The organism is Acinetobacter sp. TSRC1-2 (assembly GCF_049895885.1).
Lineage (GTDB): Bacteria > Pseudomonadota > Gammaproteobacteria > Pseudomonadales > Moraxellaceae > Acinetobacter.
Genome location: NZ_JAFCTF010000007.1, coordinates 30384 through 56116, shown reverse-complemented (window position 1 = coordinate 56116; position 25733 = coordinate 30384). Strand labels below are relative to the sequence as shown.

Here is a 25733-nt window from a genome sequence, read left to right as displayed (position 1 = left end):
TCATGGAACAAGAATTAATACGTCAAACACCGCTTTGGGCTGAGAACTGGCCAATCGCTTATTCAGTGGTTCAAGCGATTGTGATCTTGCTTGTGGTGGTGCTTGTCGCTGCGTTGATGTCCTTCATCGAACGTCGTTTACTTGCCTTATGGCAAGACCGTTACGGTCCAAACCGTGTTGGTCCTGGGGGAATGTTCCAGATCGTTGCCGACATGCTGAAAATCATGTTTAAGGAAGACTGGACACCGAAGTTTGCTGACAAGCTTACTTTCCGTTTAGCACCAGCAGTTGCCATGGCAACTGCGGTACTTTCGTTCATGGTGATTCCTGTAAGTCCAACACTGGGTGTTGCGGACATGAGTATCGGGCTATTGTTCTTTATGGCAATGGCCGGTATTGCAGTGTATGCAGTACTGTTCGGTGGTTGGGCTTCAAATAACAAATATGCGTTATTGGGTGGTCTTCGTTCTGCAGCTCAAACCATTTCTTATGAAGTGTTCTTGGGGATCTCATTGATGGGTGTAGTCGCAATTGCGGGTTCATTCAACATGCGTGAGATTGTTGAAGCACAACGTGATGTGTGGTTCGTTATTCCGCAATTCTTAGGTTTCTTGATCTTTATTGTTGCAGGTGTAGCAGTAACGCATCGTCATCCATTTGACCAACCAGAAGCTGAACAGGAATTGGCGGAAGGTTACCACGTCGAATACGGCGGCATGAAATGGGGGATGTTCTTCGTTGCAGAATATGTCAACGTGGTTCTGATTTCAGCACTGATCGTAACTTTATTCTTCGGTGGCTGGTTAGCGCCATTCAACTTAGAAATTCCATTTATTCCACCAGTTTTCTGGTTCATCATTAAAACAGCATTCTTTGTCATGATGTTTGTTTTGGCTCGTGGTTCGTTAATGCGTCCACGTTATGACCAGGTGATGAACTTTGGTTGGAAGATTTGTTTGCCATTGGCGTTGGTCAACTTGTTGGTGACTGGTGCTGTGATTCTGATGAATCAGGCCTAGGACAGCAGGGAGTACAAAATGTATAAAATTCTAGCTGGATTCGGGTCAATCGTACGTTCATTGTGGATGGTGTTCAGCCACGTGACACGTAAACGTGACACCATTTTATATCCAGAAGTTCCAGGTGAACAAATTGTTCCGCCGCGTTTTCGTGGTCGTATTGTATTGACACGTGACCCAGATGGCGAAGAGCGCTGTGTCGCATGTAACCTGTGTGCGGTTGCATGTCCAGTGGGCTGTATTTCACTACAAAAAGCTGAAAAAGAAGATGGTCGCTGGTATCCGGAGTTCTTCCGTATCAACTTCTCTCGTTGTATTTTCTGCGGTATGTGTGAAGAAGCATGTCCAACGACTGCAATTCAAATGACACCAGATTTCGAATTAGGCGAATATGTCCGTCAAGACTTGGTCTATGAGAAAGAAAACTTGCTCATTTCAGGTCCTGGTAAATATCCTGATTACAATTTCTACCGCGTAGCCGGTATGGCTGTAACAGGTAAAGATAAAGGTCAAGCACAACGCGAAAGCGCGCCTGTTGACGTACGGAGCTTATTACCATGATGTGGCCATTTTATTTGATGGCACTTGTGGCCATTGTCTCTACGATTCGTGTTGTGACCAACGCGAATCCTGTCCATGCTTTATTAAGCCTGATCGTGTCATTGCTTGCTGTAGCAGGGATGTTCATGATCGTGGGTGCACCATTTGCTGGTGCGCTGGAAATTATTGTTTATGCCGGCGCAATCATGGTTTTGTTCGTGTTTGTGGTGATGATGCTAAATCTGGGTCAACATACGGTTGATCAGGAACGTAAGTGGCTCACTTCATCTGCATGGGCATATCCTGCAATGATGAGTTTCCTGATGGGGCTGGTACTTGTCTGGATGCTCGGTTCGGATTACACAACATCTGGTCCTGTCATGGGCACAGAAGTGATTGGACCTAAAGCTGTTGGTACAGCCCTCTTTACTCACTACTTACTATTGGTAGAAGTTGCCGCGATGTTATTGCTTGCAGCCCTGGTTGCAGCATTCCATTTAGGTAAACGTGAACCAAGTGCAGAAAAGGAAAAAGAATAATGGGCAACATCCCTTTAGAACATGGTTTGATCGTTGCAACCATTCTTTTTGCACTCGGTTTCTACGGTGTAATGGTGCGACGCAACCTATTATTTATGTTAATGAGCCTTGAAGTGATGATGAACGCAGCTGCACTTGCGTTTGTTCTAGCAGGTAGCGCATGGTTACAGCCAGATGGACAAGTCATGTTCATCCTGATTTTAACCCTTGCTGCTGCAGAGGCGTGTATTGGTCTTGCGATCGTCCTTCAGTTCTACCATCGCTTCCATCATTTGGATGTGGATGCTGCTAGTGAGATGCGCGGATGAGTTATTTATATTTAACAGTATTATTTCCGCTCATTGGTTTTATCCTTTTAGCGGCGGGGCGTAACAAGCTTCCTGAAAATATAGCAGCAATTATTGGGGTGGGTTCAGTCGGCCTTTCTGCTTTATTTGCACTGATTGCCGGTATGGGCTTTGTCGCAAATGGCTCAGTTGCCCAAGTTCAACATCTTTGGACCTGGTTCAACGTCGGTGGTTTAGCGCCGGGCATGAGCTTGCATCTAGACGGTTTATCATTACTGATGATGGGCATGGTGACGGGTGTGGGTTTCTTAATCCACATCTTTGCATCATGGTACATGCGTGGTGATGAAGACTTCGCGCGTTTCTTCTCGTATTTCAACCTGTTCGTAGCGAGCATGTTGCTTCTCGTATTGGGCGATAACTTAGCGTTATTGTTCTTGGGTTGGGAAGGCGTAGGTCTATGTTCATACTTGCTGATTGGTTACTACTACCAAAAACCTGAAAATGGTTATGCAGCAATTAAAGCATTTACCGTAACCCGTATCGGTGACGTATTCTTGCTGATCGCATTGTTCTTGCTTTACCAACAATTTGGTACTTTGCATATCGGAACAATCGTTGCCAATGCACCTCAAGTTTTAGCGGGTGATCATTCACTTGCGATCTGGACATCTTTAATGTTGTTCTTGGGTGCTGCCGGTAAATCTGCACAAATTCCATTACAGACATGGCTCGCCGATGCGATGGCAGGTCCTACACCTGTTTCTGCATTAATCCATGCTGCAACAATGGTAACTGCAGGTATTTACCTGTGCTGCCGTATGTTCTCTGTGTTTGAAATGACCCCTGAAGTGATGATGTTCATCTCGATCACGGGTGCTGTCACATTGATTGTTGCTGGTTTTGCTGCATTGGTTCAAACCGACATCAAACGTATTTTGGCTTACTCAACCATGAGTCAGCTCGGTTATATGTTTATGGCTGTTGGTGCTGAAGCGTATCAAGCCGGTTTATTCCACATGCTTTCACACGCATTCTTCAAGGCATTATTATTCTTGTCGTCTGGTGCGGTGATTATGGCTTACCACCACGAACAAAACATCTTCAAAATGGGTGGCTTGTTCAAACATAACAAATTCCTGTTTGCCTGCTTCGCGATTGGTGGCGGTGCCTTGGCAGCCATTCCATTCTTGACCATCGGCTTCTTCTCGAAAGATGCCATCCTTGGTGCAGTTTGGGCGCAGGGACAAAGTGTTGCAGTGTATAACAGCTTGTACTGGGTGGGTGTTGCTGGTGCATTCTTAACGTCTATTTATACATTCCGTTTAATCTGGGTTGTATTCTTTGGTAAAGAAAACACACCGTATCACGAAATCAAAGGCGCGACTTATTGGGCTCCGTTGGGTATCTTGGCGGTACTTTCAACAGGTTTGGCTTACTTCTTAAAAGCACCAGTAGAAGCAATTTTAAATTCTGCGAAAATTCCAGCGTTTATTATTCCTGAAGCACTTGAAACAGGTGTACACGGTGCTGAATATACAGCAGTCGGTATTGCACTTGCAGGGCTTGTGGTTGGCGTGATCTTGTTTGCCTTTGCTTACAAGGCCGTTAAAGCCTTTGCTGAAACTTCATTCGGTGCCGGTCTGGTCAATATTTGCCGTAATGCACTTGGTTTTGATGCGTTGTATAACATCGTATTTGTAAAACCATATTTGCTTATCGCGAAAATTTTAGGTCGTGATCCAATTGATGGTTTGTGGTTAGTGCTTCCTGCCATTGTTAAAGGTGGCCATAGCTTCACAAGCTCACGTCAAACAGGTTCATTGCGTGAATACGCATCAAGTATGTCACTCGGTGTAGTGGTGTTACTGATGATCTTGATCGTGATTCAGGTAGTGGGGAAATAAGATGGAAATCACAAACAACTGGATTTTACCCGCGCTGATCTTGGTACCGTTCATTGCAGGTTTTATTTGTTGGTTAGTCGACAAGTTCGATGACAAATTGCCACGTTATATTGCCTTGATCGGTATGCTCATCACTTTGGGCTTAACCGTTTTACTTTGGCAATCGGGTACTTTTAACTATGAATTAGGCGCTAAAGTTCCGACTTGGGCTGCTGAATTCATGCTGCCTTGGATTCAAACCCTCGGCATTAACATTCACTTGGCGGTGGATGGTCTTTCACTTCTTATGGTGGGCTTGACTGCATTACTCGGTGTACTTGCAGTTGGATGTTCATGGGGTGAGATTCAAAAGAACGTTGGCTTCTTCCACTTAAACCTTTTATGGTCTTTGGGTGGGGTAATCGGTGTATTCATTGCGATTGACCTGTTCCTGTTCTTCTTCTTCTGGGAGATGATGCTTGTACCAATCTACTTCTTGATTGCGTTATGGGGTCATAAGGGCGCAGACAATAAATCACGTGTATACGCAGCAACCAAGTTCTTCATCTATACCCAAGTCGCAGGTTTAATCATGCTGATCGGTATCCTAGGCCTTGTGGTTTACGGTTACATGATGACAGGCATGATTGGATTCGATTACAACTACTTGCTAGGTGTGGCGAATACGCTTGATGCACAGTTACCATCAGTGGCTTATGCCTTGATGCTTTGTATGTTTATTGGTTTCGCTGTAAAACTTCCAGTGTTCCCATTGCACGGCTGGTTACCAGATGCGCATGCTCAGGCACCGACAGCAGGTTCTGTCGACTTGGCGGGGATCTTGATTAAGACAGCTGCATACGGTCTACTTCGTTTCGTTATTCCATTCTTCCCGGCGGCTTCTGCACAGTTTGCAGACATCGCGATCATCTTCGGTTTAATTGGTGTGTTCTACGGCGCTTGGTGTGCTTTCCAGCAAACCGATATGAAGCGTTTACTGGCTTACACCTCTATTTCGCACATGGGCTTTGTGTTACTTGCACTTTACGCAGGTAATATCTTAACGTTCCAGGGCTTAATGATCATGATGCTGGCACATGGTATTTCATCTGCTGCATTGTTCATTATGTGTGGTCAGGTGTATGAGCGTTTACATACCCGTGACTTGCGTAAAATGGGCGGTATTCGTGGTCAGTTCCAATACCTGCCATTTTTCTTGATGTTCTTTGTTGCAGCCCTTGTGGGTATTCCAGGTCTGGGTAACTTTATTGGTGAATTCCTGATTTTGATGGGTTCATTCCAAAAATTCCCAACCTTTACCATTTTGGCAGCAATCAGCCTGGTGCTGGCAGGTCTTTATGGCTTAATCCTCATCCACAAAGCAATGTTTGGTACACCAAACGAAGAGCAAAAACAACATTATACTAATCCGCTGAAAGACTTAAATTCACGTGAGATTGTTATTCTGCTGGTTTGTGCCGTTGCTCTATTATGGCTTGGTATCTACCCACAGAGCTTCCTTGATATTTCAAATTCAAGTATGGCGTGGTTAGCAAACAGCTATATCCCAGTTCAAGACGTTGTCGATGCGACTCAACAGGTCGTATCTCAACAAAATGTGGAGATCCAATAAGCCATGAACTTCACAATGTCATTTTCTGAGCTCATGCCATTAGCTCCTGTGATGATCGTGGCTTTAACTGCGATCGTTGTGATGCTTCTTGTTGCAATTAAACGTAACCATAATTTAATTGCAACAGCATCTGTAGTAGGCCTAAACCTCGCTGGGCTATATATTCTATTCGCTATGTTCGGTGGTGCTTTTGCACCTTCGAACGTGATGGGCATGTTTATGGTTGATCCATTTAGCATGCTTTATCAATTGGTGATTATTATTGCGGCTCTTGCTTGCTGTACCTTGTCTCACGCTTATATTGAAAACTACAAAGATAACCGTGAAGAACTGTATATCTTGATGTTATGCTCGGTCGCGGGTGCAATGCTCATGGTGGCAAGCTCGCATTATGCATCTTTCTTCATTAGCCTTGAGTTAATGTCGATTCCTGTATACGGTCTGTTGGCATATACGCATCAACGTTCACGCTCTTTAGAAGCAGGTATTAAATATCTGGTTCTTTCAGCAACTGCGTCTGCAATGTTGTTGATGGGTATGGCTTATATCTATGCGTATACCGGTTCATTGTCTTTCTATGACAATGTCCAAGCATTAATGCAAGCGATCCAGCAACCGATGGTGATTTTAGGTCTAGGCTTAATCATCTGTGCTGTTGCATTTAAATTGTCTCTTGCGCCATTCCACAAATGGACACCAGACGTTTATGCAGGTGCGCCAGCGCCAATCGCAACCTTCCTTGCGACTGTTGCGAAAGTTGCAACCATTGGTCTGTTCGTACGTTATTTGCTGACTTCAGGGGCAATCCTGATTGATTCTATCGTAACCATCATCACGATTGTTGCGGTGCTTTCAATCTTAGTAGGTAACTTCCTTGCGGTACGTCAAGTCAACTTGAAACGTATCCTGGGTTACTCTTCAATTGCCCACTTTGGTTATTTGCTGATTGGTTTAATCAGCATGACGTACGCAAGCCTCGGTAATGTAACGGTTTATGTGATTACTTATGTGTTAACCACAATTGGTGCATTCGGTGTAGTCGCGTTAATGTCGAGCCCGTACAACAACGATAATGAAGCAGAAAGTTTGGCGGATTACCGTGGTTTGTTCTGGCGTCGTCCAGTACTGACAGCAACTTTGACTGTAATGATGTTGTCTCTTGCCGGTATTCCTTTAACTGCGGGCTTCATTGGTAAGTTCTTGGTGGTGATGGCTGCGGTAACTACGCAACATTGGTTCCTTGCTGCAATGATCATCGTGGGTTCGGGTATTGGTTTGTATTATTACCTCCGTGTGATGGTGGTCATGTACATGACACCGCCAGATACGCCACGTATTGATGCTGATAAACATTGGGGTCAAAAAGTTGGTGGTCTTATGGTACTTGCTGCGGCATTAGCGGTATTGGTGATTGGTGTTTATCCAGACCCAATCATCAAGTTAGCGCTTCAAGCAGAGATTTTATCTCCACTGCATTTCATGCTTTCTCAGCAGTAATCTAAAAAAACGATTAGTTTTAATTAAAAAGCCTCCTTACTTAGGGGGCTTTTGGTTTATAAGAAGTATAAAAAGCATTTATAATAGGAGAAATTTTATCTCATCTTTTAGGTGTTCTCCCGTGGCTATTCATGAAATCCGTCATCCGCTCATTCGACATAAACTTGGTTTGCTACGCCGTGCAGACATTAGTACAAAAAACTTCCGTGAATTAGCACAAGAAGTCACCATGCTTCTGACTTATGAAGCAACCAAAGATTTACCAGTATGTGACCATGAAATTGATGGTTGGAATGGAAAGGTCACAGTAGATCGTATTGTCGGTAAAAAAATTACCGTTGTACCAATTTTACGTGCCGGTATTGGCATGCTAGATGGTTTCTTAAACCTGATTCCAAGTGCCAAAGTATCGGTATTAGGTTTAGAGCGTGATGAAAAAACTTTAGAAGCACGTACTTACTATAAAAAATTAGTACCCGACGTTCAAAACCGTCTTGCGATGATTATCGATCCAATGTTAGCCACAGGTTCATCACTGGTTGCAGCTATTGATGTATTGAAAGCAAGCGGCTGTAAAGATATCCGTGTCATGGTTTTGGTTGCGGCCCCTGAAGGGATTAAACGTGTTGAAGCGGCTCATCCTGATGTCATTATTTTCACTGCATCTATTGATGATGGTCTGAATGAACATGGTTATATCGTTCCGGGCCTTGGCGATGCTGGCGATAAAATCTTTGGTTCAGTTCAAAAAGACTAATTTTTGAATTTGATCAGAAAGGAGGCTTTTAAAGCCTCTTTTTTATATACTGTAGTAATAGCGTTTACAGATTAGAGTAAAGTTCATGAAATTAGAATATAGATTCGGTAAAGTATTCAAATACAATCCTGAAAAAGGATTCGGTTTTATTTCAATGGCAGGCGAAGATATATTTTTCCATATCTCAGATTTTGCCACAGCCACAGAGGTTGAGCCAAAACGCAATGAAAAAGTAAAATTTGTGCTTGAAGAAAATGGCGAGAAGATGAAAGCAACACGTATTGAGCGTGTTGATCCAAATCCAGCTAAAACCAAACAGAAAAAAATATTGGAACATAATGAAGCCATTTCAACGGCGTTGTTATCAAACTTCAAGCGTTGATTGAATAAATTTGCGTCATCTAATTGTTTTATTTAGATGATTAAAATATTCATTAAAAAGCGCCATTTAGGCGCTTTTTTTTATTACAATTCCCGACATAAGATTTAAACAATAAGAGTGACTTATGTTTGTTGAGGGGAAAGTTAAAAGCTATATCGTAAAGCGTGGCTTCGGATTTATTAGCATGCAGGGGGAGTCGAAAGATTTATTTTTTCATATCAAGGATTTTCCCAATAAAAGTGTCGAACCTAAAATAGGGGAAAAGTTAAAGTTTCGAATTGTCGAAGATAATGGAAAATTCAAAGCCGATCAGATTGTTCGTTTGGACTTAAAGCAGAACACTGCAGATTTAGAAGCTCAGCCACAACAAAACTCTTATACGAGTAACAGTGCTCCCCCTCGGTTTAATGAACGTAGCGGTAAAGGTCGTATTTTCACGATTATTGGGCTGATTATTATTTCTGTGCTAGCCGTATTGGTTTATAACAAATATCAAGATTATAAACAGGTCAAGCAATTGAAAACACAACAGTTGATACAAGAACAGGCACAGATTGTGGAACAGCAGCGTAAAGCTTTAGGTAATTTGCCAGATCGAGTACTTTCAGAACAAGGACAAAGACATCTAGACAACCCATCTAGCCAATCATTGAGAACCGAAGTAATAAACGTTGCAGCACCGACTCAAGCTTCAGTGGCAACTACAAAATTTTCTTGTGATGGGCGTACACATTGCTCACAAATGGGCTCTTATGAAGAAGCAGTCTTCTTTTTAAGGAACTGTCCGGGAACTCAAATGGACGGTAATAATGATGGTGAACCTTGCGAGCGCCAATTCGGACGTTAAAAAAAGCACCTTTGGGCGCTTTTATAGATTATGCAATGAATTATTTTTCGCAGAATTTCATAAAGGCTTTTAGACCCGGACCTTGGTACTTCTGACGATGGACTAACATGAACAATGGACGCGTCAGTTGCCAGAACGGAGTTTCTAAAATGACCAGCTTGCCTTTTTCAAGCAAAGGCTCAATCGCGAGTTTAGAAATACAAGACATTCCAATACCACCAGCTACAATTTTAAGAATCGCTTCATTATGACCGAGGGTCAGACGGATATTGGCATCCGGTAAATCTTTGAGAATCGCATTATCAAAGACTTCACGTGTACCTGAACCTTCTTCACGTAAAATCCATTCTACGCCTGCCGCCTCAAAGTCAGTAGGGGTTAATGCCCGTTCAAGCTGCGCCAGTGGATGATTTGGTGAACAACACACTGCAAGTTCATCATCACGCCAATGAATACATTGCAACTGCGGTAGGTGACATGAACCTTCAATTAAAGCTAAATCCAGCTGAAACTGATTCACAGCTTCAATCATTTGGCGGGTATTGCCGACTTGAAGCTGCAAATGCGCTTGTGGCTGAATTTGAAGGAAATCTGCCATTAAATCAGGCATTAAGTAGTCCGAAATCGTTAGCGTTGCCCCTAAGCGCAAGTCGATACTTTGTAGCTCGCCTTTGGCTGCCTGCTCGAATGCATCACAACGACCTAAAATTTCTAATGCCTGTGGCAAGAGATAACGACCTAAATCATTCAATTGTAGACGTTTACCCAAGCGATCGAACAGCGGAGCACCTAAGCCATCTTCCAAATCGGCTAAAGCCATACTTGCAGCACTTTGGGTGAGTTTTACGGCATCACTGGCTTTGGTTACTGTGCCTTCTTGGGCGACTGCTACAAAAACAGCCAACTGGCGTAAAGTCATGCGCATGAATAGAGCCTTAACATTTAAAAAATATTAATAAATTATGTGGTCATGCTACCATGAGCATAGTCTTTCATGCCACGTTGAAATCATGTCAATTGAAAAATTTAGCTTAGAAAAAGTCTTATCTGTACACCGTTGGACCAATACCTTATTCAGTTTTACCCTGACACGACCTGCACATTTCAAATTTACCGCCGGGCAGTTCGCGCGTATTGGACTGAAAGTGGGAGATGAGATCGTAGTTCGAGCTTATTCTGTGGTGTCATCACCTTTTGATGAAACTTTGGAATTCTTTTCAATTGTGGTGCCAGATGGGGCATTCACATCAAATTTGCAACATTTACAAGTTGGTGATGAACTGTATTTGGAAAAAACACCGTATGGTTTCTTAACCCTTGCCCGTTATCAGCTTCCTTTACCGCAAGACTTATGGTTATTGGGAACAGGGACAGGCTTGGCGCCATTTTTATCCATGCTGCAAGACTTTGAAACCTGGACTAAATATAAAAATATTCATTTGATCTATAGCGTAAGAACTGCAGCCGAACTGGCTTATGTCGAGCGTATTCAAGAAATTTCAGCAACTTTTGGTGAAGGGCATAGCGGGTTTAAGTTCGTTCCAATTATCACCCGTGATCCCAATGCAGCATTACATGACCGCTTACCGGTGCTAATTGAAAATGGGGAATTAGAAAAAGCAGTAGGGTTGAAATTAAATATTGAAACCAGTCACGTAATGTTGTGTGGTAATCCGCAAATGGTCGAAGACACCAAAGAAGCCTTAAAGGCACGTGGTTTGATCATGAACCGCCGTGGTGAAGGAAATATTGCAGTCGAAAATTATTGGTAAAAGGTACGAAAATTATTTTACTCTCTCTCCCTGAGCAAGATTTAAAGCATTGCTTTTAAATCGAAGTACAAGAGAGGGCGCGGGTGAGGACAATCTATTAAAATAGTCCCTCTGCCTTGCGCAATAGTACTGCTCATCTCCTAAAAGGAGAGGAAACTAGAAATTCTTTCTGAACTTTTCCTTCAGGCCATAAAAAAATCCCTCTTTAATGAGGGATATTTAAATCAAATCATTCTAATTAATGTACAAACATATCAATATATTCGCGAATTTCTTGGATCGCGGTTTCAACGTCCGCGGTAAGCCAAGTCGGTTCAAACAGGCCTGAATAATGTTCAAGACGATCTTGTGGAACCACCAAACGAATTGGGCACTCTTCTTCCAATAAACGCCAAGGAATGATCGGTACTTCATTGTCTAAAAAAGGTGCGATATTACGAATATCAATCACCATCGCGTTAATACATTCAGGGAATGGCATCACTGAAAACTCTTCGGTACGACGACGGAAATATTCCAGATCACCCCATTTAAGCACGTAACTGGGTTTATTAAATTCAATAATCCCAATGAGATGTTCATCACGTGTGTAATGCAAGCAACATTGATGAGTGACATCAGTGTCCAAATCAAGCGTTACAGATTTCTGTCGATACGCCATAAAGTTAAGCAGCATGAAAAACAAGGTGCACAATTATAGCTCATTTTAAGCCTTTCAGCACCTAAACCCAAATTCATCTTTATTTAAGATTAAAGATAAAAATACTCGGTATTTATTTTACTACAACAGTCGATTAAACAGCTTTTTTACCAAATTTAAAATTGGTATGGCGTATGCGTAAATCTTTTTATTTCAAAAAATAGAATAAGAGGTACATATGTCAGACATTAAAACTGTAATAAAAAATGCCCCCGATAGCGGGGAACGTGACAGAAGACTATTTTGCCCAACGTCAATTAAAAAAAGGAGCAGTCGGTTGGCTGCTTTTGCCAAAAATGGTGGCTGCAGTGAGCAAGATTATGCACAATCAGGATTTAATTTTAGTCGCCAAAAAATGAAGGGTGATTACTCAATTTCGTAACACCAGTTTGTAACACCAGGGATTTGGAGGAGCGATTATCAACCCGATTACAACCGAAGATTTACTTTGTATTTCCGCCAGTATTTTAGATGGTTTGATGTATGGCAATGGCAATGGCAATGGTGATGCCGTGATAGGTATTAATCCGGCCACCAATAATCTACTGAATCTTTCAGAACTGCTAAAGTTACTGGATCAGATTATTCAGGATTATGAAATTCCGACCCAGTCTTGCGTATTAACCCATATCAGTTCAGGAATACAGCGGGTCAATAAAAATATTCCAGTCGATTCAATGTTTCAATCGATTGCCGGTTTACAAGCCGCCAATAGGGCTTTTGGCATTGACTTAAGCTTTTTTTAAGAAGGGTACGAAGCCGCTTTAAGTTTAAAATGCGGAACGTTTGGACAGAACGTGATGTATTTTGAAACTGGGCAAGGCAGTGCTTTGTTCAATAATGCTCATTATGGTGTAGATCAATAAACTATGGAAGCTAGAGCGTATGCCGTGACGTGAAAACATCATCCTTTTCTGGGTTAATACCATGGTGGTTTTTTTGGCCCGGAATATTTATATAAGGGCAAACAGATTATTCGGGCAGAGCCGGCAGATCACTTCTATGGCAAATTGTTGGGCCTACTGATGGGCTACGATATTTGCTATACCAATCACGCAGATGCCGATCAGGATGATAGGGAGGTGCTGCTCATCTTACTGGCCAATGTCAGGATTATTAACCTCATTATGGATATTTCTGGTTTAGATGATGTGATGCTGAATGATCAAACTACCTCTTTTTACGATGCTTTATGCATATGTCAATTCTTAGGTTTACCAGCTGTACCCGAGTTTTAGACTTGGCTGGAGTAACAAGGAATTTGAAACAGCATTGCACACAACTGGAAAGGCCCGAGCCAACTGTCTGAAAAGTTCTCCCGTTTAATCCCGTCATGAGTGGGGATCATGAAAACATAATCCGATGTCCAGTTTCGACCCGAAATTAAGCAAAATGCTTGGGAGAAACTGAAACAGTTTATTGATGCGCGAATTGCCTTAGGACGAGTAGGAGGAAATCAACCGATTCCGCCTTCATTTCAGTTTCAACTGGCACATGCGCAGGCCAAAGATGCGGTTTTAAAAGAGCTCGATGTTTAAAACTTAGAAAAACAATTGGCAAAATTAAACACTGATATTTTGGATATTTTCAGTTGTGTAGTGGATAAAGGTAGTTATTTGAAATGTCTGGACTTAGGTCGAGTACTGTTAGATTCATCTAGAGCATTATTACAACATTATCGGCAGCAACATCAAACTGAATACGCTGCTGTGACTGCTGTGACTGCTGTGACTGTGGTGGGTGAAGGCTTGTCGGCACGTGCCATTGAAGATAATGCGCTGCATTTTATTGCGCTTTATATCAGTCTTGTCTTAATGTTGCATCGCTAGTGATGACCACAGGTAGCCATGTAGCACTGGGTAATGAAGTTGCAAAAATTCTGCAAGCCAAAATACGGGTCATGCTGATTGGTGAGCGTACTGGTTTAAGTTCACCAGACAGTATGGGAATTTATTACATTTGGAATGCATATTAAGGCTGTGCTGATGCCAAACGCAATTGCATTTCAAATGTACGTCCTTGCCGGTTTATCTGAATTGATGTCGATTCAGCATTTAATGGCACTGATGAGGAAGTCTCGCCAACTACAATTTTCAGGCATGCACCCTAAAGATGAACATGAAATGGTGGTTGAGACCCTTACTTCTTCCAATTTAAAACATATTTTCTAATTTGACAGTATTTAAGCCAAGTTTACATGTATTCACCATGTCACTATGCTTTTACACATAACTAAATTGTGGATATTGCTAGTATAAAAATATGAAAACAAGATAGAGCAGAGGACTATATGCCACATGATTTTAATAAACCGCCTCATGTAACCACCCCGGAAGAAAAGAATCAGAAAAAACGTCTACCTGTTTATATTTTAATTCTTGTGGGTGTGTTTTTTATTGCTTTACTGGCTTATATGTTTGCGGATAACGAGCCGGATACGAAAGATGCACCTCCTGGACATCCTAATCCTTCAGCTGAAACAGCCACACCGAACAATACCACCCCAAATACTGGAACAGCGACCGCAACTGATGAGGCAGTAGCCACTGATGTAGATACGGCAACAGAAGCCGGTGAAAGTGATGCAATTAAGAATGCTGCTGACAATGTGGGGGTTGGACGAAGTAATGGCAATTAAAACAAAAACTTTATTGTAATGATTTAAAGCCTTAATCTGCAAAGATTAGGGCTTTTTTGCAATGTAATGTGCGCTTTTGTTGTATTTATGCTGATTTGTATTGAATAAAAAACACGCTAAATCTAAGGTTATTTTCAACATCATAATATTAGGTATAAGTCACTCAAATAACAGTGCAATTCCTACGCCTTCGACTTCAATAAGTAATAACAAGAGGAAATCACAATATGAATGAATATTTTTCTGGAGGCCCTAGAGGGGGAGAATTTGATGCCATGTATTATTGGAATCAATTTCATCCTATTCTAGCTGCTGTCGCTATTTTATTGATTGGTTGGATTCTTGCTCTTATTATTGCAGCAGGAATTAAAAAACTTTTAGAAAAACTAGGAACAAATCAAAGACTTTCAAGTACAACCGGACATCGCGCAAATATTGAAAGTATTGTATCTCGCATCGTGTTCTGGATAGTGATGATCATTGCGATCATAGGTGCATTAAATGTGCTCAATCTCACCAGTGTGAGTGGACCATTTAGCAATATGATTCAGCAATTCCTGTTGTTTATTCCACAACTTTTAGCTGCCGTGGCTGTTGGTTTTGTTGGCTGGATTGTAGCCACTCTGGTTAAAGCGGGCATGCAAAAACTGCTGGATCGTACTCAGCTAGATGAAAAACTGAGTGCCGATGTCGGCGTGAGCCCAATCAGTAAAAATATTAGTGATATTGTCTATTGGCTAATATTATTGTTATTCCTTCCAATTGTATTGTCTATTTTAGGTTTGAACGGTCTGTTATTCCCAATACAAAATATGGTGAGTGAAGTTGTTTCTTACTTACCTAATATCTTTATTGCTGTTGTTATTGTTTTTGTTGGTTATATTCTGGCAAAAATTGTACGCGGTATTATCGAAGGTTTAGTCGGTAGTTTAAATTTACAGCATGAAACACAAAAAATTGGTTTCTTAAAACATTCCAATTTACCAAAAGTATTAGGCTCTTTTGTTTTCGCTGTCATTATTATTACTTCCCTCATTATTGCATTTGAAGCTTTAGGGATTACTGCAATTTCACAGCCCGCAACTGCGATGTTGTATGAAATTATGAATGCCATCCCGCATATTATTGCGGCCGGTCTAATTCTGATTTTAGCTTATGTAGTTTCGCGCTTCGTAGCTAATTTGGTGGTTGACGTATTGGCTGGAACAGGTGTCGATGAATTACCTGCCAAAATGGATGCACAACGTTTTTTAGGGACAACTAAAGTATCTACGATTGTGGGATATATGATTGTCTTCTTTACCATGCTATTTGCAGTATCGGAAGCCGCCAACCGACTTGGTTTTGAACAGGTCAGTGTGCTGATTTCGATGTTTATCCAGTTCGGTGCCAATATTTTACTCGGTGCTGTCATCTTGATGATCGGTTTCTGGTTAGCAAACATTGTTGCAAAAGTAATCGGACGTGGTGAATACAACAGTTCACGCTGGTTGGCAAACTTGGTTCGTATCCTGATTATGGGCTTAGTGATTGCCATGGGTTTACGCGCAATGGGTATTGCCGATTCTATTGTCAACCTTGCCTTTGGTTTAACTTTGGGCGCAGTTGCGGTGGCATTTGCACTAGCCTTTGGTTTAGGCGGCCGTCAGCCAGCTGAACGCGTATTAACAGATTTAATTGATAAATGTAAGAAAGATGCGAAGGAACCTAATCCTTTACATCAGGACAATGCCGATCTCATGACTTCCACCTTAAGTTCTGACTCAATCTCTGCCCATGCTGCGCAAGCATTTACTGAACATGGCGGCGTAGCTAAAGGGTTTGATCCTTCAGTGGATAAATCTTCTGAATTGGGAATGAATGGAGGCACGTCTCCGGCAACCTCTGATCTGACAAAACCTGCAACAGAGAGTCGATTCCCATTATCCAATCAAGACGGGGATGGTTCTCAAGTACAAAACAGTTTGTCTAATCCGACACCTGCGTCACTTACGACTGCACCCCAAGACGATATAACGAGTACGGATCAAGCAGTTCCAGATTCTGTACGCATTGACCCTCAACAGCCGCCAAAAAATAATCCATTTGGATCAACGGGTGAATCAGAGTCAAAAGTTGATATTCATACTGACAAAAAACCTAACCTTAACGATGACAATAAGTAATCGGTCAAATTGAGATAAAGTCGGCTACAGTGATGTGGCCGATTTTTAATTTAATCATTAAAAGGAGATAAGAATGTCAAAAAAACGTCCGAATAGCTTTATCGCACCAATTGTGATTGCAGGAATTACTGCAGGATTCTTTGTCAGTGCCTATAGGTTCGTTTTTGCTAAACCAAAGCAAACAGGTGAACCGGTAAAACCTGCTTATTCAGTAGATCAATCACAAGAAGATGGTAATGAAAATAGCTAAAAAATAATCGTTTTTCTTGGCTTTTTGTGCTACTTATAAATTAACTATTTTATATAATATAAGCATTTAGATAAATGTGTATGAAATGGTGAGAATCATATTAGGATATATGAATAGTAATAATAAAGGAGAGAGAACCATGCTATTAAATAATTTTTTTAAGTCATTTAGAACTATATTAAGTATTGCTGAAACTTCATCTGAAGCACAAGCAATCGCGAACATGGACATCGCAATTGCTCGCTTACAGCAGGCTAAATCTGTTCGTTTATTATCTACAGATTATTTAGAATAATTGGCTTAGAATGTCTATCTAGTTAAACATATTGTGATGCGGCATGTGCAGATGCCCATGCCCATTGAAAATTATAACCACCTAAATGACCGGATACATCCAACACTTCACCGACAAAGTAAATGCCTTTTTGCTTTTTACTTTCCATGGTCTTGGATGAAACTTCTGTGGTATCTACACCGCCCAAAGTCACTTCAGCTGTGCGATAACCTTCGGTTCCTGAGGGTTTTACCTCAAAAGCATGCAAGCGCGCTGCAATCTGTTCCAACTTTTCATCACTCAAATTACCAATCGCCGTACCTGCTGATTCAGCCCAGATGAGTGTTTGTAATTCCAGTACCACACTTTTAGGAAGATACTCATTTAACAAAGTCCGCAGTAAGACTTTTGGTTGACTCGTTTTTTTCGATTTAAAGAAATCAACCAGGTCGACATAAGGCAGAAAGTTAATCTTAAAGCTTTGACCGACCTCCCAATAGTTAGAAAGTTGCAAAGAACTTGGCCCGCTTAAACCGCGATGGGTAAACAGCAGGGCTTCGGTAAAACTGTTCAAATTATTGGAGAGGGTCGCATCTACCGCATTACCGCTTAAACGGGTCGTGACCTCTTTGAATTGGTCAGAAAAGGTAAAGGGCACCAAGCCTGCACGGGTGGGATGGATATGATGCCCAAACTGTTTAGCAATCTCATACCCAATGCCTGAGCCCCCGAGGGTAGGAACGGATAAACCACCCGTTGCGACGACTACTGATTCAGCTTCAAAATAGCCAACAGAAGTTGCCACTTGAAAACCTTGATCATCAATCTGTGTCACTGCTTTCACTTCACAGTTGGTTTTAATATCGACTAAACCTGTTTTATCGCATTCAGCCAACAGCATAGCTAAAATTTCTTTAGCGCCATTTAAAGTAAAAAGCTGACCATGTTTGCGCTCTTCGTATTCAATCCCGTGTTCGCAAACCAAGCCAATAAAGTCCCAATTGGTATAACGAGTCAAAGCTGAAATCACGAAGTGCGGATTATGAGAAATAAAGTTTTCAGGTTCGACATACAGATTGGTAAAGTTACATTTACCGCCCCCGGACATCAGAATTTTTTTACCCACTTTGTTGGCTTTTTCCATGACCAAAACTTTACGACCACGTTGTGCAGCCATATATGCCAACATCAGACCTGATGCACCTGCACCTAAAACAATGACATCGTACTGATTTGTAGACATGGAACAACTCACGGGAGATAAAAGCAGGGCATTATAGACAATTTTAGCGGCAATTTCAGGATTGATCTTAGCCCGTTTGGCGACCTTGTAAACCGCCACTATGAATCACCAAAATTCGTGTATCTCGGGAAAAGTAATTTTGTTCAATTAAATCAAATAAGCCCATCATCATTTTAGCGGTATAGACTTGCTCTAAAAGAATCTTGTGCTCGACTTCAAAAGACTGCATAAATTGTAAAAGCTCTGGCGTGGTTTTGGCATAGCCTCCACAGCAATAAAAATCAGTAATTTTCCAGTTTTTCTTGGTCGTCCATTGCTGTACATCGCGCTGTAAAAAATCACCTTTTAACGCTGAAAAACCAACAACCTTTTGATGCTCTGAACTTGCTTCAATGATTCCTGAAAGGGTTCCGCCTGTACCGACGGCACAGCAGATTACATCGTAATTTTGCAGGTCTTTTGTATTCAGAATTTCTTTGCAGCCTTGAATGGCAAGCGGATTGGTGCCACCTTCGGGAATAATAAAATGTTCAGGAAATTGCTGGATCAATTTACCCAGGTATTCAGGTTGATCTTTTTGCCGATACTGTTCACGCGAAACAAAATGCAGTTGCATGCCAAACTGCTGCGCTGTGGCTAAAGTCGGATTCAATGGTTTTGTTGCCAGTTCTTCACCACGAATAATACCTATGCTTTTGAAGCCAAACAGATGTGTTGCATACGCCGTTGCAGCAATATGATTGGAATAAGCCCCGCCAAAGGTTAGCACTTGATGCAAGCCTTGTTTTTGCGCTTCAAGAAAGTTGTATTTCAGTTTAAAAAATTTATTGCCGGAAATTTGCGGATGAATTTGATCTAAACGCTTAATGGTCAAAGTCACAGGGGCTTCAATATTAAGCTTTTGGTACGCTACTGACTGCGCAATCTGATCAAACATTTCATCATGATCCCTGAATATTCAAATGTATTGTACGCAAAAGATTTTTATTTTTAGCTATATTATTTGCTTAATAGGGGGATCTACGGTGATTGCTAAAGACATGTCAGGGTAAAGGCGTTCAATTTTATAAAGTAAGATGATTGAAATAAATTTTACGCTCTGTACTGATTTGTAAAAATACCTTAAGTAACTGAATTAAAAACACAAATAAATGATTAAAAAACATACATTGGTGCTAAGCTAGAAAATATAACAACTATGAAAAAAAGAGGATATGTGATGAAAAAGCTATCCGTGGGTTTATCTGTTTGCTTACTGTTGTTGCTAACAGCTTGTGATGCAAAAGATGATTACAACAAGCCAAAAGCCGAAGTTCGTACCATGATTATTGGCGGTATGCCCGTGCATGACCATGATTATCGTCTCTCACAGCTCAACGCCCGTGAAATAAAACCGGTGGTGCAACAGTAAGAGATTGAAAAAGATTTAGGTGTTTATTTCAGATTTGCGAAAATTTGAACTAGATATCTTAGTTCTTGCAAACTGTTTATCTTATTTAAAACTACACTCCCTATAATAAAATAGCTTGTACTGATTTGATATCCAACATTGTAGAGGGTTTGCCCCCTAAAACTTTAGATGAGATCCAGTTGCCCATTAAATAATTGGATCTGTAATTTTCCTTTCTAATAACCTGTTGAGGCTCTTGGTTTAATTTTCAGTCTTAAAACTCAACCCTAGTTTTTGCGGATTGCTAGGATGATTGAGCTAAATGAGGGCATGCCGTTTAGTATTCAGTATCAAAACTGCTTTATTCAATAGGTTTGAATCTTCTAAGGATTCTGCCTTGCTGAGCCTGTAGCTGGTGCTAGATTTAGTTATGCTACAAGTTGATTTTATGAATAACTTTCAGCAGAAGTACTTGTACTCATTTCATCTGTTTTTAAATAAATAATCGTCTTATTCGGCTTATAGAATATTTTAATTCTTGATTGAATAAAATTTTAGTGAATTATTCGGCGAAATTGCAAAAAGTCTGAGAAAAATAGCGAGATATTCGATTTTTTAAATTGTAGAATTAGCATGAAATTAATTTATAAAGGCATTTCAGGTGGAATCATTTTGGATTTTGGGCTCAATTGCCTTTGCTCTTATGTTAGGCGCGATGAGTCCTGGACCGACATCGATTTACGTCGCTAAAAATTCAATAGCCATTTCACGAAAACACGGCCTGTTTACCGCTTTAGGTACAGGTACTGGAGCGGCCATTTTTGGTTTATTGGCAGTGCTTGGATTACAGGCATTTTTGTTGGCGGTGCCGTCAGCGTATTTGGCTTTAAAAATATGTGGCGGTTTATATTTGCTGTGGTTGGCTGCCAAAATTATTAAACATGCCAAAGACCCCATCGAAAGCAATAATGATACAAGCTCTCAAATGTCACTGCGCCGGGCCTTTAGTACCGGACTCATCACCCAACTTTCAAATCCGAAAATTGCGATTGTGCTGGCTAGTATTTTTACTGCACTCTTGCCTAAAGAAATTCCAGGCTATTATTATTTTGTATTGCCAATTCTATGTTTCTTTATTGATGCCGGTTGGTGTTCATTGGTCGCGGTTGCCTTGTCAGCAGAAAAACCACGCCGTGTATATTTAAAATTTAAAGCTATTTTCGACCGTATTGCCGGTGGAGTGATGACGTTGCTTGGTTTGAAGTTAATCTTTGGAATGAAATAGTTTTCTCATCATAAATACATGAGATCATTTTATAATTATAGCTGAATGATATCTTAAGTATTTGGTTAAGCTAGCCCTTCAAATGTATCTCTAAAAAACTCATACAAAATAAAAGACCGACGATTCGAGTGATGTTGAAATCGTCGGTCAAAAAATTTGTTGCAAGTTTTAGCTTGGGCTGCTGTTCCGCACTAAAATTTGAAACCAAGTTTATTGCTTTAGTAAAAGTTCGCCGAAAATATTGTGGATGCCGGTACAAATTAACGGGTTTATGAACTTCTTACCCTATATAACGCAGAGGATTACAGATTGGTTGACAATAAAATGAAAAAAAATTCATTTTTTTTTATAATAGGAGTCCTTATCGTAAATTTGGTAGTCAAAATAATCTAATGAGTAAATATTTCTTAAGGTTTTTTATATATTTAATTTTATTTACTCTACTCGCAGGGATTATTGCCGGTTTTTTACCAAATGTAGTGGGTCAAGTATTAACAGCGTTTCCTTATTTAATTGCGATGATTTTGGTATTGTTTAAATTTATTCGTCACGAACAACACGCACCGACCCAAACCGAACGTAACAGATTCAGTTTAATTTTTGTTTTGATTTTCTTTTTATATAACTATATTTTTGCTATTTTTGGACAGCTGATCTTCAATTTTAGCCAGCCCAATATTTTTGAATTATGGTGGAATTTTGTCTCACAAAGTGAGTTTCAATTGCTGCTTATCTCACGCTTACTCATTTTTATGATTCCATTTTATCTCATCAGCTTTTGGTTCTACGGTCAACAAGCCCAGCGTATGGCAAAAAAAATGCTTGGCTAAGATAAATTGCGATACGCTTGAACTGAAAATAAGCCTATTTTATAGATAGGAATACTCAAGTGAGGTGGTCGAATGCTAAAAGAAAACGTGCTGGTGACGGGTGCAAGTGGTTTTATTGGTTCGCATCTACTGCCTTATTTATTGTCGCGTGATTATGCAGTGATTGGGCTGACACGTCAGAAAAATAAGATTTCTAATCATCCCGATCTCACATGGGTTCAGAGTCTAGAGGACCTTAAAACAGATCGGATTGATTATGTGATTAACCTGGCTGGTGAAAATATTGGCCAAGCGCGCTGGACAGCACAGAGAAAGCAGCAACTCATTCAGAGTCGGGTTGAAGTCACCCACCAGCTTTACAGATACTTAGAAAAAAGACAGATTTTTCCGAAACGTATAATCTCCGGTTCTGCAGTGGGCTATTACGGTATCGATGCGACTGAACAATGGTCAACCATTTGTACCGAACAGTCTGCGCCACAATCTATTTTTATGTCGGAACTGTGTCAGTTATGGGAACAGGCGGCATTAAGTTTTCAGCAACAAAATACCAAAATTGTGCGCTTCGGAATTGTGTTTGCAAAGAAGGGCGGCATTCTTCCACGCATACTGTTGCCGATTAAACTGAATATGGTAGGACGTATCGGACATGGTCGGCAACCGGTGGTATGGGTACATATTCAGGATGTGCTGCGCGCGATTGAATTTCTAATGTCAAAAGAAACCAGCACACAAATTTTTAATGTGGTCTGCCCAGAAAAAATGACCCAAGGACAATTTGCTCAAACCGCTGCACAACAACTTAAACGTAAACCTTTATTCTGTTTACCGGCTTTTGTTTTAAAGGGAATGCTGGGCGAGCAAGCGCAACTGGTTTTGAACGGTCAATATGTACAACCGAAAGCACTGCAGGAGCTAGGATTCGAGTTTAAATATCCTACTTTAAAACTGGCTTTGGCCGATATTCTAGCGAGAAGCTAAAGCTTCAGATTTTAATCTCTGCGTACTAAAAGCGGCAGGATCTACAAATGTGGGTTGCTCAAGTATTAGCTGTCGTAATAAACGTGCCGAGGCAGGCCCCATACAAAGACCATTACGGAAATGTCCGAAGTTGGCCCATAGATTATCAAGATCTGGCATTTTCCCGATATAGGGCACACCAGTAGGTGAACTTGGTCTGAGTCCTGCCCATTGTTTCACAATTGGAAACTGTTCAAGTTCCGGCACCATTTCCAGACAGGCTTTGTAAATATGCTGTTGGGTTTGAATATTAGGCCGATGTTCAAAACCCAGTTCATCCATACTGGAACCACAGACTACATGCCCGTCCTGACGCGGAATCAGGTACATTACCTTATTCATACAGATGGTCGGCAACCACTGTTCAGGTGTTTTAAACAGCAGCATTTGTCCCTGAACGGGGTTGACTGGAATGTTCATATTCAATTGTTGTGACCAGTGCGCGGACCATGCACCCGTTGCAATGACGATCTGGTCGGCCTGAATCTGTTGACCGGATTGGGTCTGAAGAGAGGTCACGCGCTGCTGTTGAATATGAAAATGATCCACCCAGATATTTTCATAGAACTGTACGCGCGGATGCTGTTTTAAATAACTGATGATGGATTTGAGCAGGCGTGGATTACGCACATTGGACAACTGCGAAAAATAAAGCGCTTGGCTAAACTGCGCCGAAATATGCGGATTGATCTGCTGCAGTTGGGGCTGTTGTAGAAGTTGGCATTGCTGCATCGGTTCATCAAATTGCTTGGCATAGCGCAGGCCGATATCAAAATCGCTTTTATCCAAAATGAGCATGCCGGTATTATGAATTTCAAAATCAATGCCTGTGACCGGTTCTAATTTCTTATTCCATTCCAAATACAGCGATTTACCGTGTTGCGCCAGTTGATTCACCGCGCGCGGATAGCGCCATGGATACATCGGAGAAAGGATGCCACCACCGGCCCAGGAGGCCGCTTTGCCAGCGTGTTGCTGGTCGAAAATGATGACGGAACATCCCTGTTCTACAAGCTCTAAAGCAGACAATAGACCGCTAATGCCTGCTCCAATAATGGCAACTTTCATCGCTTAAACCACTATTCCTTATTTCATGTCTTTAAGTTTAAGCGCAGCTTCTTCAGCGAAATAAGTCCAGATGCCATCTGCACCGGCACGGCGGCAGCTCATCAGGGATTCAATAATCACATCGTCTGATAACCAGCCATTTTGAATGGCACCGGCCAGCATTGCGTATTCACCGCTGACTTGATAAACAAAAGTAGGCACACCAAAAGTATCTTTCACTTCACGCACGATATCGAGATAAGGCATACCCGGTTTTACGATCACCATGTCTGCACCTTCCTGAATATCCAGTGCAATTTCATGCAGCGCTTCAGCGCGGTTGCCGATATCCATCTGGTAATTGTATTTGTTGCCACCTTTGAGGTTGCTGGATGAACCCACGGCATCACGGAAAGGACCGTAGAAGCTAGACGCATATTTAGCCGAGTATGCCATGATACTGGTATAGATATGCCCATTCGCTTCAAGCGCAGTACGAATCGCACCAATACGGCCATCCATCATGTCACTTGGCGCAACCACATCTGCCCCGGCTTCAGCATGACTTAAAGCCTGTTTAATCAGGCATTCAACCGTTTCTTCATTTAAAACATAACCGCTGTCATCAATAATGCCGTCTTGACCATGAGTCGTATAAGGATCAAGTGCGCCGTCAGTGATCAGCACCATTTCCGGCAATTCTTTTTTCAGCAGGCGAATGGTGTTTTGAACCAAGCCATCTTCATGCCAGGCGGCTTCCGCAGTTAGGCTTTTATCTTCTTGTGGTGTTACCGGGAATAAAGCGAGTTTAGAAACTCCCAACTCAAGCAGGTGTTCTGATTTTTTCAACAGTAGATCAGCAGAAAGTCGCTGAACCTTCGGCATGTTTGGAATATCTTGAGTCTGATTTTGTCCCGGAAGTACGAATACTGGGTAAATGAGATGATCGGTCGTCAACTGGGTTTCACGTACCATAGACCGTAATTTGTCATTTTTTCGAATTCGGCGCATACGAGTGGCAGGAAATGCAGGGCGATTGAACGTATAAGTCATAACAATCTCAATGATCAGTATTAAACTATGGCTATTGTAGTCCTAGAATCAAATTTTGGGGCAAAAGTTAATAGCTATTTCTCAAATTAAGGTATTCGAGCAGATTATGAGTAATTCAGATAAACATTGGACAGGGAATATTCATTTGGGCTCGAAAGTGGATATTGATGTTGTCCTCAAGCAGTTGTGTCATGCATTCAATAGTTCTCCTTACTTCAAACACAACGAAATGGTCATGCGTGTCGTTGATGGTCAAATTGAAGCTTATATTGAGATGCAGCCTTTTATGATTGGCAATGTCGCCTTCCAAATTTTACATGGCGGTGTGGCGGCGACAATTTTGGACAGTATCGGCGGTATTGTTGCGATGGGCGAGTTATATAAAAAAGCAGAAGCGAATGACCTGCCGGATACCATTAAAAAGGTGACTCGCTTGGCGACCGTTGATATGCGGGTTGATTATTTAGCGCCGGGTCGTGGAAAATGTTTTATTGCCCGTGCTGAAACCTTACGTTTAGGTCGCAAAGGTTGCACCATGCGTATGACTTTGGTCAATGATGAAGAGAAACCGATTGCCACCGCGATTGCCTCTTATGCTTATTAAGTTCGGTTTAAGCTTGGCCATTTAAACTCAAAAGAAGTGTATTAAATATTCGGCATTGAATGAAAATTCAGTGCC

27 protein-coding genes and 2 pseudogenes are annotated in these 25733 nt (G+C 41.4%); 23 read left to right on the top strand and 6 right to left on the bottom strand.

The window, feature by feature from the left end; translation table 11 throughout:
* The first annotated feature begins 2 nt into the window (after window positions 1–2).
* The 10 genes from nuoH to ACP69Y_RS08995 all read left to right on the top strand — a co-directional run bounded on the left by nuoH (window position 3) and on the right by ACP69Y_RS08995 (window position 9387).
* Entirely contained in the window at window positions 3–1019 is a 1017-nt protein-coding gene (nuoH, locus tag ACP69Y_RS09040; protein WP_067726434.1) for an NADH-quinone oxidoreductase subunit NuoH, read from the top strand.
* An 18-nt stretch (window positions 1020–1037) separates the two neighbouring features.
* Window positions 1038–1580 carry an NADH-quinone oxidoreductase subunit NuoI gene (gene nuoI / locus ACP69Y_RS09035; RefSeq protein WP_425918024.1) on the top strand — a complete coding sequence of 181 codons (543 nt, stop codon included), beginning with the start codon at window positions 1038–1040 and terminating at the stop codon, window positions 1578–1580.
* Entirely contained in the window at window positions 1580–2098 is a 519-nt protein-coding gene (nuoJ, locus tag ACP69Y_RS09030; RefSeq protein WP_425918190.1) for an NADH-quinone oxidoreductase subunit J, read from the top strand. The genes nuoI and nuoJ overlap by 1 nt, the downstream gene beginning before the upstream one ends.
* Complete coding sequence (gene nuoK / locus ACP69Y_RS09025; protein ID WP_425918022.1) at window positions 2098–2406, top strand: NADH-quinone oxidoreductase subunit NuoK; 309 nt, start codon at window positions 2098–2100, stop codon at window positions 2404–2406. The genes nuoJ and nuoK overlap by 1 nt, the downstream gene beginning before the upstream one ends.
* Window positions 2403–4292: an NADH-quinone oxidoreductase subunit L gene (nuoL, locus tag ACP69Y_RS09020; protein ID WP_425918020.1), complete on the top strand. Its 1890-nt coding sequence runs from the start codon at window positions 2403–2405 to the stop codon at window positions 4290–4292. The genes nuoK and nuoL overlap by 4 nt, the downstream gene beginning before the upstream one ends.
* A gap of 7 nt (window positions 4293–4299) precedes the next feature.
* A complete protein-coding gene (gene nuoM / locus ACP69Y_RS09015) occupies window positions 4300–5904 on the top strand; it encodes an NADH-quinone oxidoreductase subunit M (RefSeq protein ID WP_425918189.1) in 1605 nt (534 codons plus the stop codon).
* Between the two features lie 3 nt (window positions 5905–5907).
* A complete protein-coding gene (gene nuoN, locus ACP69Y_RS09010) occupies window positions 5908–7401 on the top strand; it encodes an NADH-quinone oxidoreductase subunit NuoN (RefSeq protein WP_425918018.1) in 1494 nt (497 codons plus the stop codon).
* A 121-nt stretch (window positions 7402–7522) separates the two neighbouring features.
* Entirely contained in the window at window positions 7523–8158 is a 636-nt protein-coding gene (upp, locus tag ACP69Y_RS09005) for a uracil phosphoribosyltransferase (protein WP_425918016.1), read from the top strand.
* A gap of 85 nt (window positions 8159–8243) precedes the next feature.
* Window positions 8244–8540, top strand: a complete 297-nt coding sequence (locus ACP69Y_RS09000; protein WP_067726417.1) for a cold shock domain-containing protein — start codon at window positions 8244–8246, stop codon at window positions 8538–8540.
* 124 nt (window positions 8541–8664) lie between these two features.
* Window positions 8665–9387: a cold shock domain-containing protein gene (locus ACP69Y_RS08995; RefSeq protein WP_425918014.1), complete on the top strand. Its 723-nt coding sequence runs from the start codon at window positions 8665–8667 to the stop codon at window positions 9385–9387.
* Window positions 9388–9427: 40 nt separating this feature from the next.
* Here ACP69Y_RS08995 and gigC read toward each other — a convergent pair whose 3' ends face one another.
* Window positions 9428–10312 carry a LysR family transcriptional regulator GigC gene (gigC, locus tag ACP69Y_RS08990; RefSeq protein WP_425918012.1) on the bottom strand — a complete coding sequence of 295 codons (885 nt, stop codon included), beginning with the start codon at window positions 10310–10312 and terminating at the stop codon, window positions 9428–9430.
* Between the two features lie 85 nt (window positions 10313–10397).
* Here gigC and ACP69Y_RS08985 point away from each other — a divergent pair, with 85 nt between their 5' ends.
* Window positions 10398–11159, top strand: coding sequence for a ferredoxin--NADP reductase (locus ACP69Y_RS08985; protein ID WP_425918010.1), 762 nt, complete (start codon window positions 10398–10400; stop codon window positions 11157–11159).
* 238 nt (window positions 11160–11397) lie between these two features.
* On the opposite strand, the gene ACP69Y_RS08980 is transcribed toward ACP69Y_RS08985, so the two are convergent.
* On the bottom strand, window positions 11398–11820 hold the full coding sequence (locus ACP69Y_RS08980) for a hypothetical protein (RefSeq protein WP_131214207.1): 423 nt from the start codon (window positions 11818–11820) through the stop codon (window positions 11398–11400).
* A 217-nt stretch (window positions 11821–12037) separates the two neighbouring features.
* Here ACP69Y_RS08980 and ACP69Y_RS08975 point away from each other — a divergent pair, with 217 nt between their 5' ends.
* The 7 genes and pseudogenes from ACP69Y_RS08975 (at window position 12038) to ACP69Y_RS08945 (ending at window position 17207) form a co-directional block, all read left to right on the top strand.
* Window positions 12038–12241: a hypothetical protein gene (locus ACP69Y_RS08975; RefSeq protein WP_425918008.1), complete on the top strand. Its 204-nt coding sequence runs from the start codon at window positions 12038–12040 to the stop codon at window positions 12239–12241.
* A 34-nt stretch (window positions 12242–12275) separates the two neighbouring features.
* A pseudogene (gene eutB / locus ACP69Y_RS08970) lies at window positions 12276–13097 on the top strand (ethanolamine ammonia-lyase subunit EutB).
* 144 nt (window positions 13098–13241) lie between these two features.
* Window positions 13242–14030 (top strand): annotated as a pseudogene (locus ACP69Y_RS08965) (ethanolamine ammonia-lyase light chain EutC).
* Between the two features lie 119 nt (window positions 14031–14149).
* Window positions 14150–14497 carry a hypothetical protein gene (locus ACP69Y_RS08960; protein WP_425918006.1) on the top strand — a complete coding sequence of 116 codons (348 nt, stop codon included), beginning with the start codon at window positions 14150–14152 and terminating at the stop codon, window positions 14495–14497.
* A gap of 227 nt (window positions 14498–14724) precedes the next feature.
* The gene (locus ACP69Y_RS08955) at window positions 14725–16662 is read left to right on the top strand and encodes a mechanosensitive ion channel (RefSeq protein ID WP_425918004.1); all 1938 of its coding nucleotides are present in this window, start codon (window positions 14725–14727) and stop codon (window positions 16660–16662) included.
* 73 nt (window positions 16663–16735) lie between these two features.
* Window positions 16736–16912: a hypothetical protein gene (locus ACP69Y_RS08950; RefSeq protein WP_425918002.1), complete on the top strand. Its 177-nt coding sequence runs from the start codon at window positions 16736–16738 to the stop codon at window positions 16910–16912.
* Between the two features lie 139 nt (window positions 16913–17051).
* Window positions 17052–17207 (top strand): hypothetical protein, encoded by a 156-nt coding sequence (locus ACP69Y_RS08945; protein ID WP_425918000.1) that lies wholly within the window; start codon window positions 17052–17054, stop codon window positions 17205–17207.
* A gap of 22 nt (window positions 17208–17229) precedes the next feature.
* On the opposite strand, the gene ACP69Y_RS08940 is transcribed toward ACP69Y_RS08945, so the two are convergent.
* Together ACP69Y_RS08940 and ACP69Y_RS08935 are read right to left on the bottom strand one after the other, a co-directional pair.
* Entirely contained in the window at window positions 17230–18429 is a 1200-nt protein-coding gene (locus tag ACP69Y_RS08940; RefSeq protein ID WP_425918188.1) for an NAD(P)/FAD-dependent oxidoreductase, read from the bottom strand.
* A gap of 67 nt (window positions 18430–18496) precedes the next feature.
* The gene (locus ACP69Y_RS08935) at window positions 18497–19366 is read right to left on the bottom strand and encodes a 1-aminocyclopropane-1-carboxylate deaminase/D-cysteine desulfhydrase (protein ID WP_425917999.1); all 870 of its coding nucleotides are present in this window, start codon (window positions 19364–19366) and stop codon (window positions 18497–18499) included.
* A gap of 282 nt (window positions 19367–19648) precedes the next feature.
* Between ACP69Y_RS08935 and ACP69Y_RS08930 the strand changes: the two genes are divergently transcribed.
* The 4 genes from ACP69Y_RS08930 to ACP69Y_RS08915 all read left to right on the top strand — a co-directional run bounded on the left by ACP69Y_RS08930 (window position 19649) and on the right by ACP69Y_RS08915 (window position 22915).
* Window positions 19649–19840: an NF038215 family lipoprotein gene (locus tag ACP69Y_RS08930; RefSeq protein WP_425917998.1), complete on the top strand. Its 192-nt coding sequence runs from the start codon at window positions 19649–19651 to the stop codon at window positions 19838–19840.
* A gap of 640 nt (window positions 19841–20480) precedes the next feature.
* Window positions 20481–21104, top strand: coding sequence for a LysE family translocator (locus tag ACP69Y_RS08925; RefSeq protein ID WP_425917996.1), 624 nt, complete (start codon window positions 20481–20483; stop codon window positions 21102–21104).
* 392 nt (window positions 21105–21496) lie between these two features.
* Window positions 21497–21934: an ABZJ_00895 family protein gene (locus tag ACP69Y_RS08920; RefSeq protein ID WP_425917994.1), complete on the top strand. Its 438-nt coding sequence runs from the start codon at window positions 21497–21499 to the stop codon at window positions 21932–21934.
* Between the two features lie 72 nt (window positions 21935–22006).
* Window positions 22007–22915 carry a TIGR01777 family oxidoreductase gene (locus ACP69Y_RS08915; protein WP_425917992.1) on the top strand — a complete coding sequence of 303 codons (909 nt, stop codon included), beginning with the start codon at window positions 22007–22009 and terminating at the stop codon, window positions 22913–22915.
* Here ACP69Y_RS08915 and thiO read toward each other — a convergent pair.
* The gene (gene thiO, locus ACP69Y_RS08910) at window positions 22901–24022 is read right to left on the bottom strand and encodes a glycine oxidase ThiO (RefSeq protein WP_425917990.1); all 1122 of its coding nucleotides are present in this window, start codon (window positions 24020–24022) and stop codon (window positions 22901–22903) included. The two genes, ACP69Y_RS08915 and thiO, sit on opposite strands and share 15 nt — an antisense overlap.
* A gap of 18 nt (window positions 24023–24040) precedes the next feature.
* Window positions 24041–25054: a porphobilinogen synthase gene (hemB, locus tag ACP69Y_RS08905; protein ID WP_425917988.1), complete on the bottom strand. Its 1014-nt coding sequence runs from the start codon at window positions 25052–25054 to the stop codon at window positions 24041–24043.
* A 106-nt stretch (window positions 25055–25160) separates the two neighbouring features.
* On the opposite strand from hemB, the gene ACP69Y_RS08900 reads away from it, so the two are divergent.
* A complete protein-coding gene (locus tag ACP69Y_RS08900) occupies window positions 25161–25658 on the top strand; it encodes a thioesterase family protein (RefSeq protein ID WP_425917986.1) in 498 nt (165 codons plus the stop codon).
* The last annotated feature ends 75 nt before the right edge of the window (window positions 25659–25733 follow it).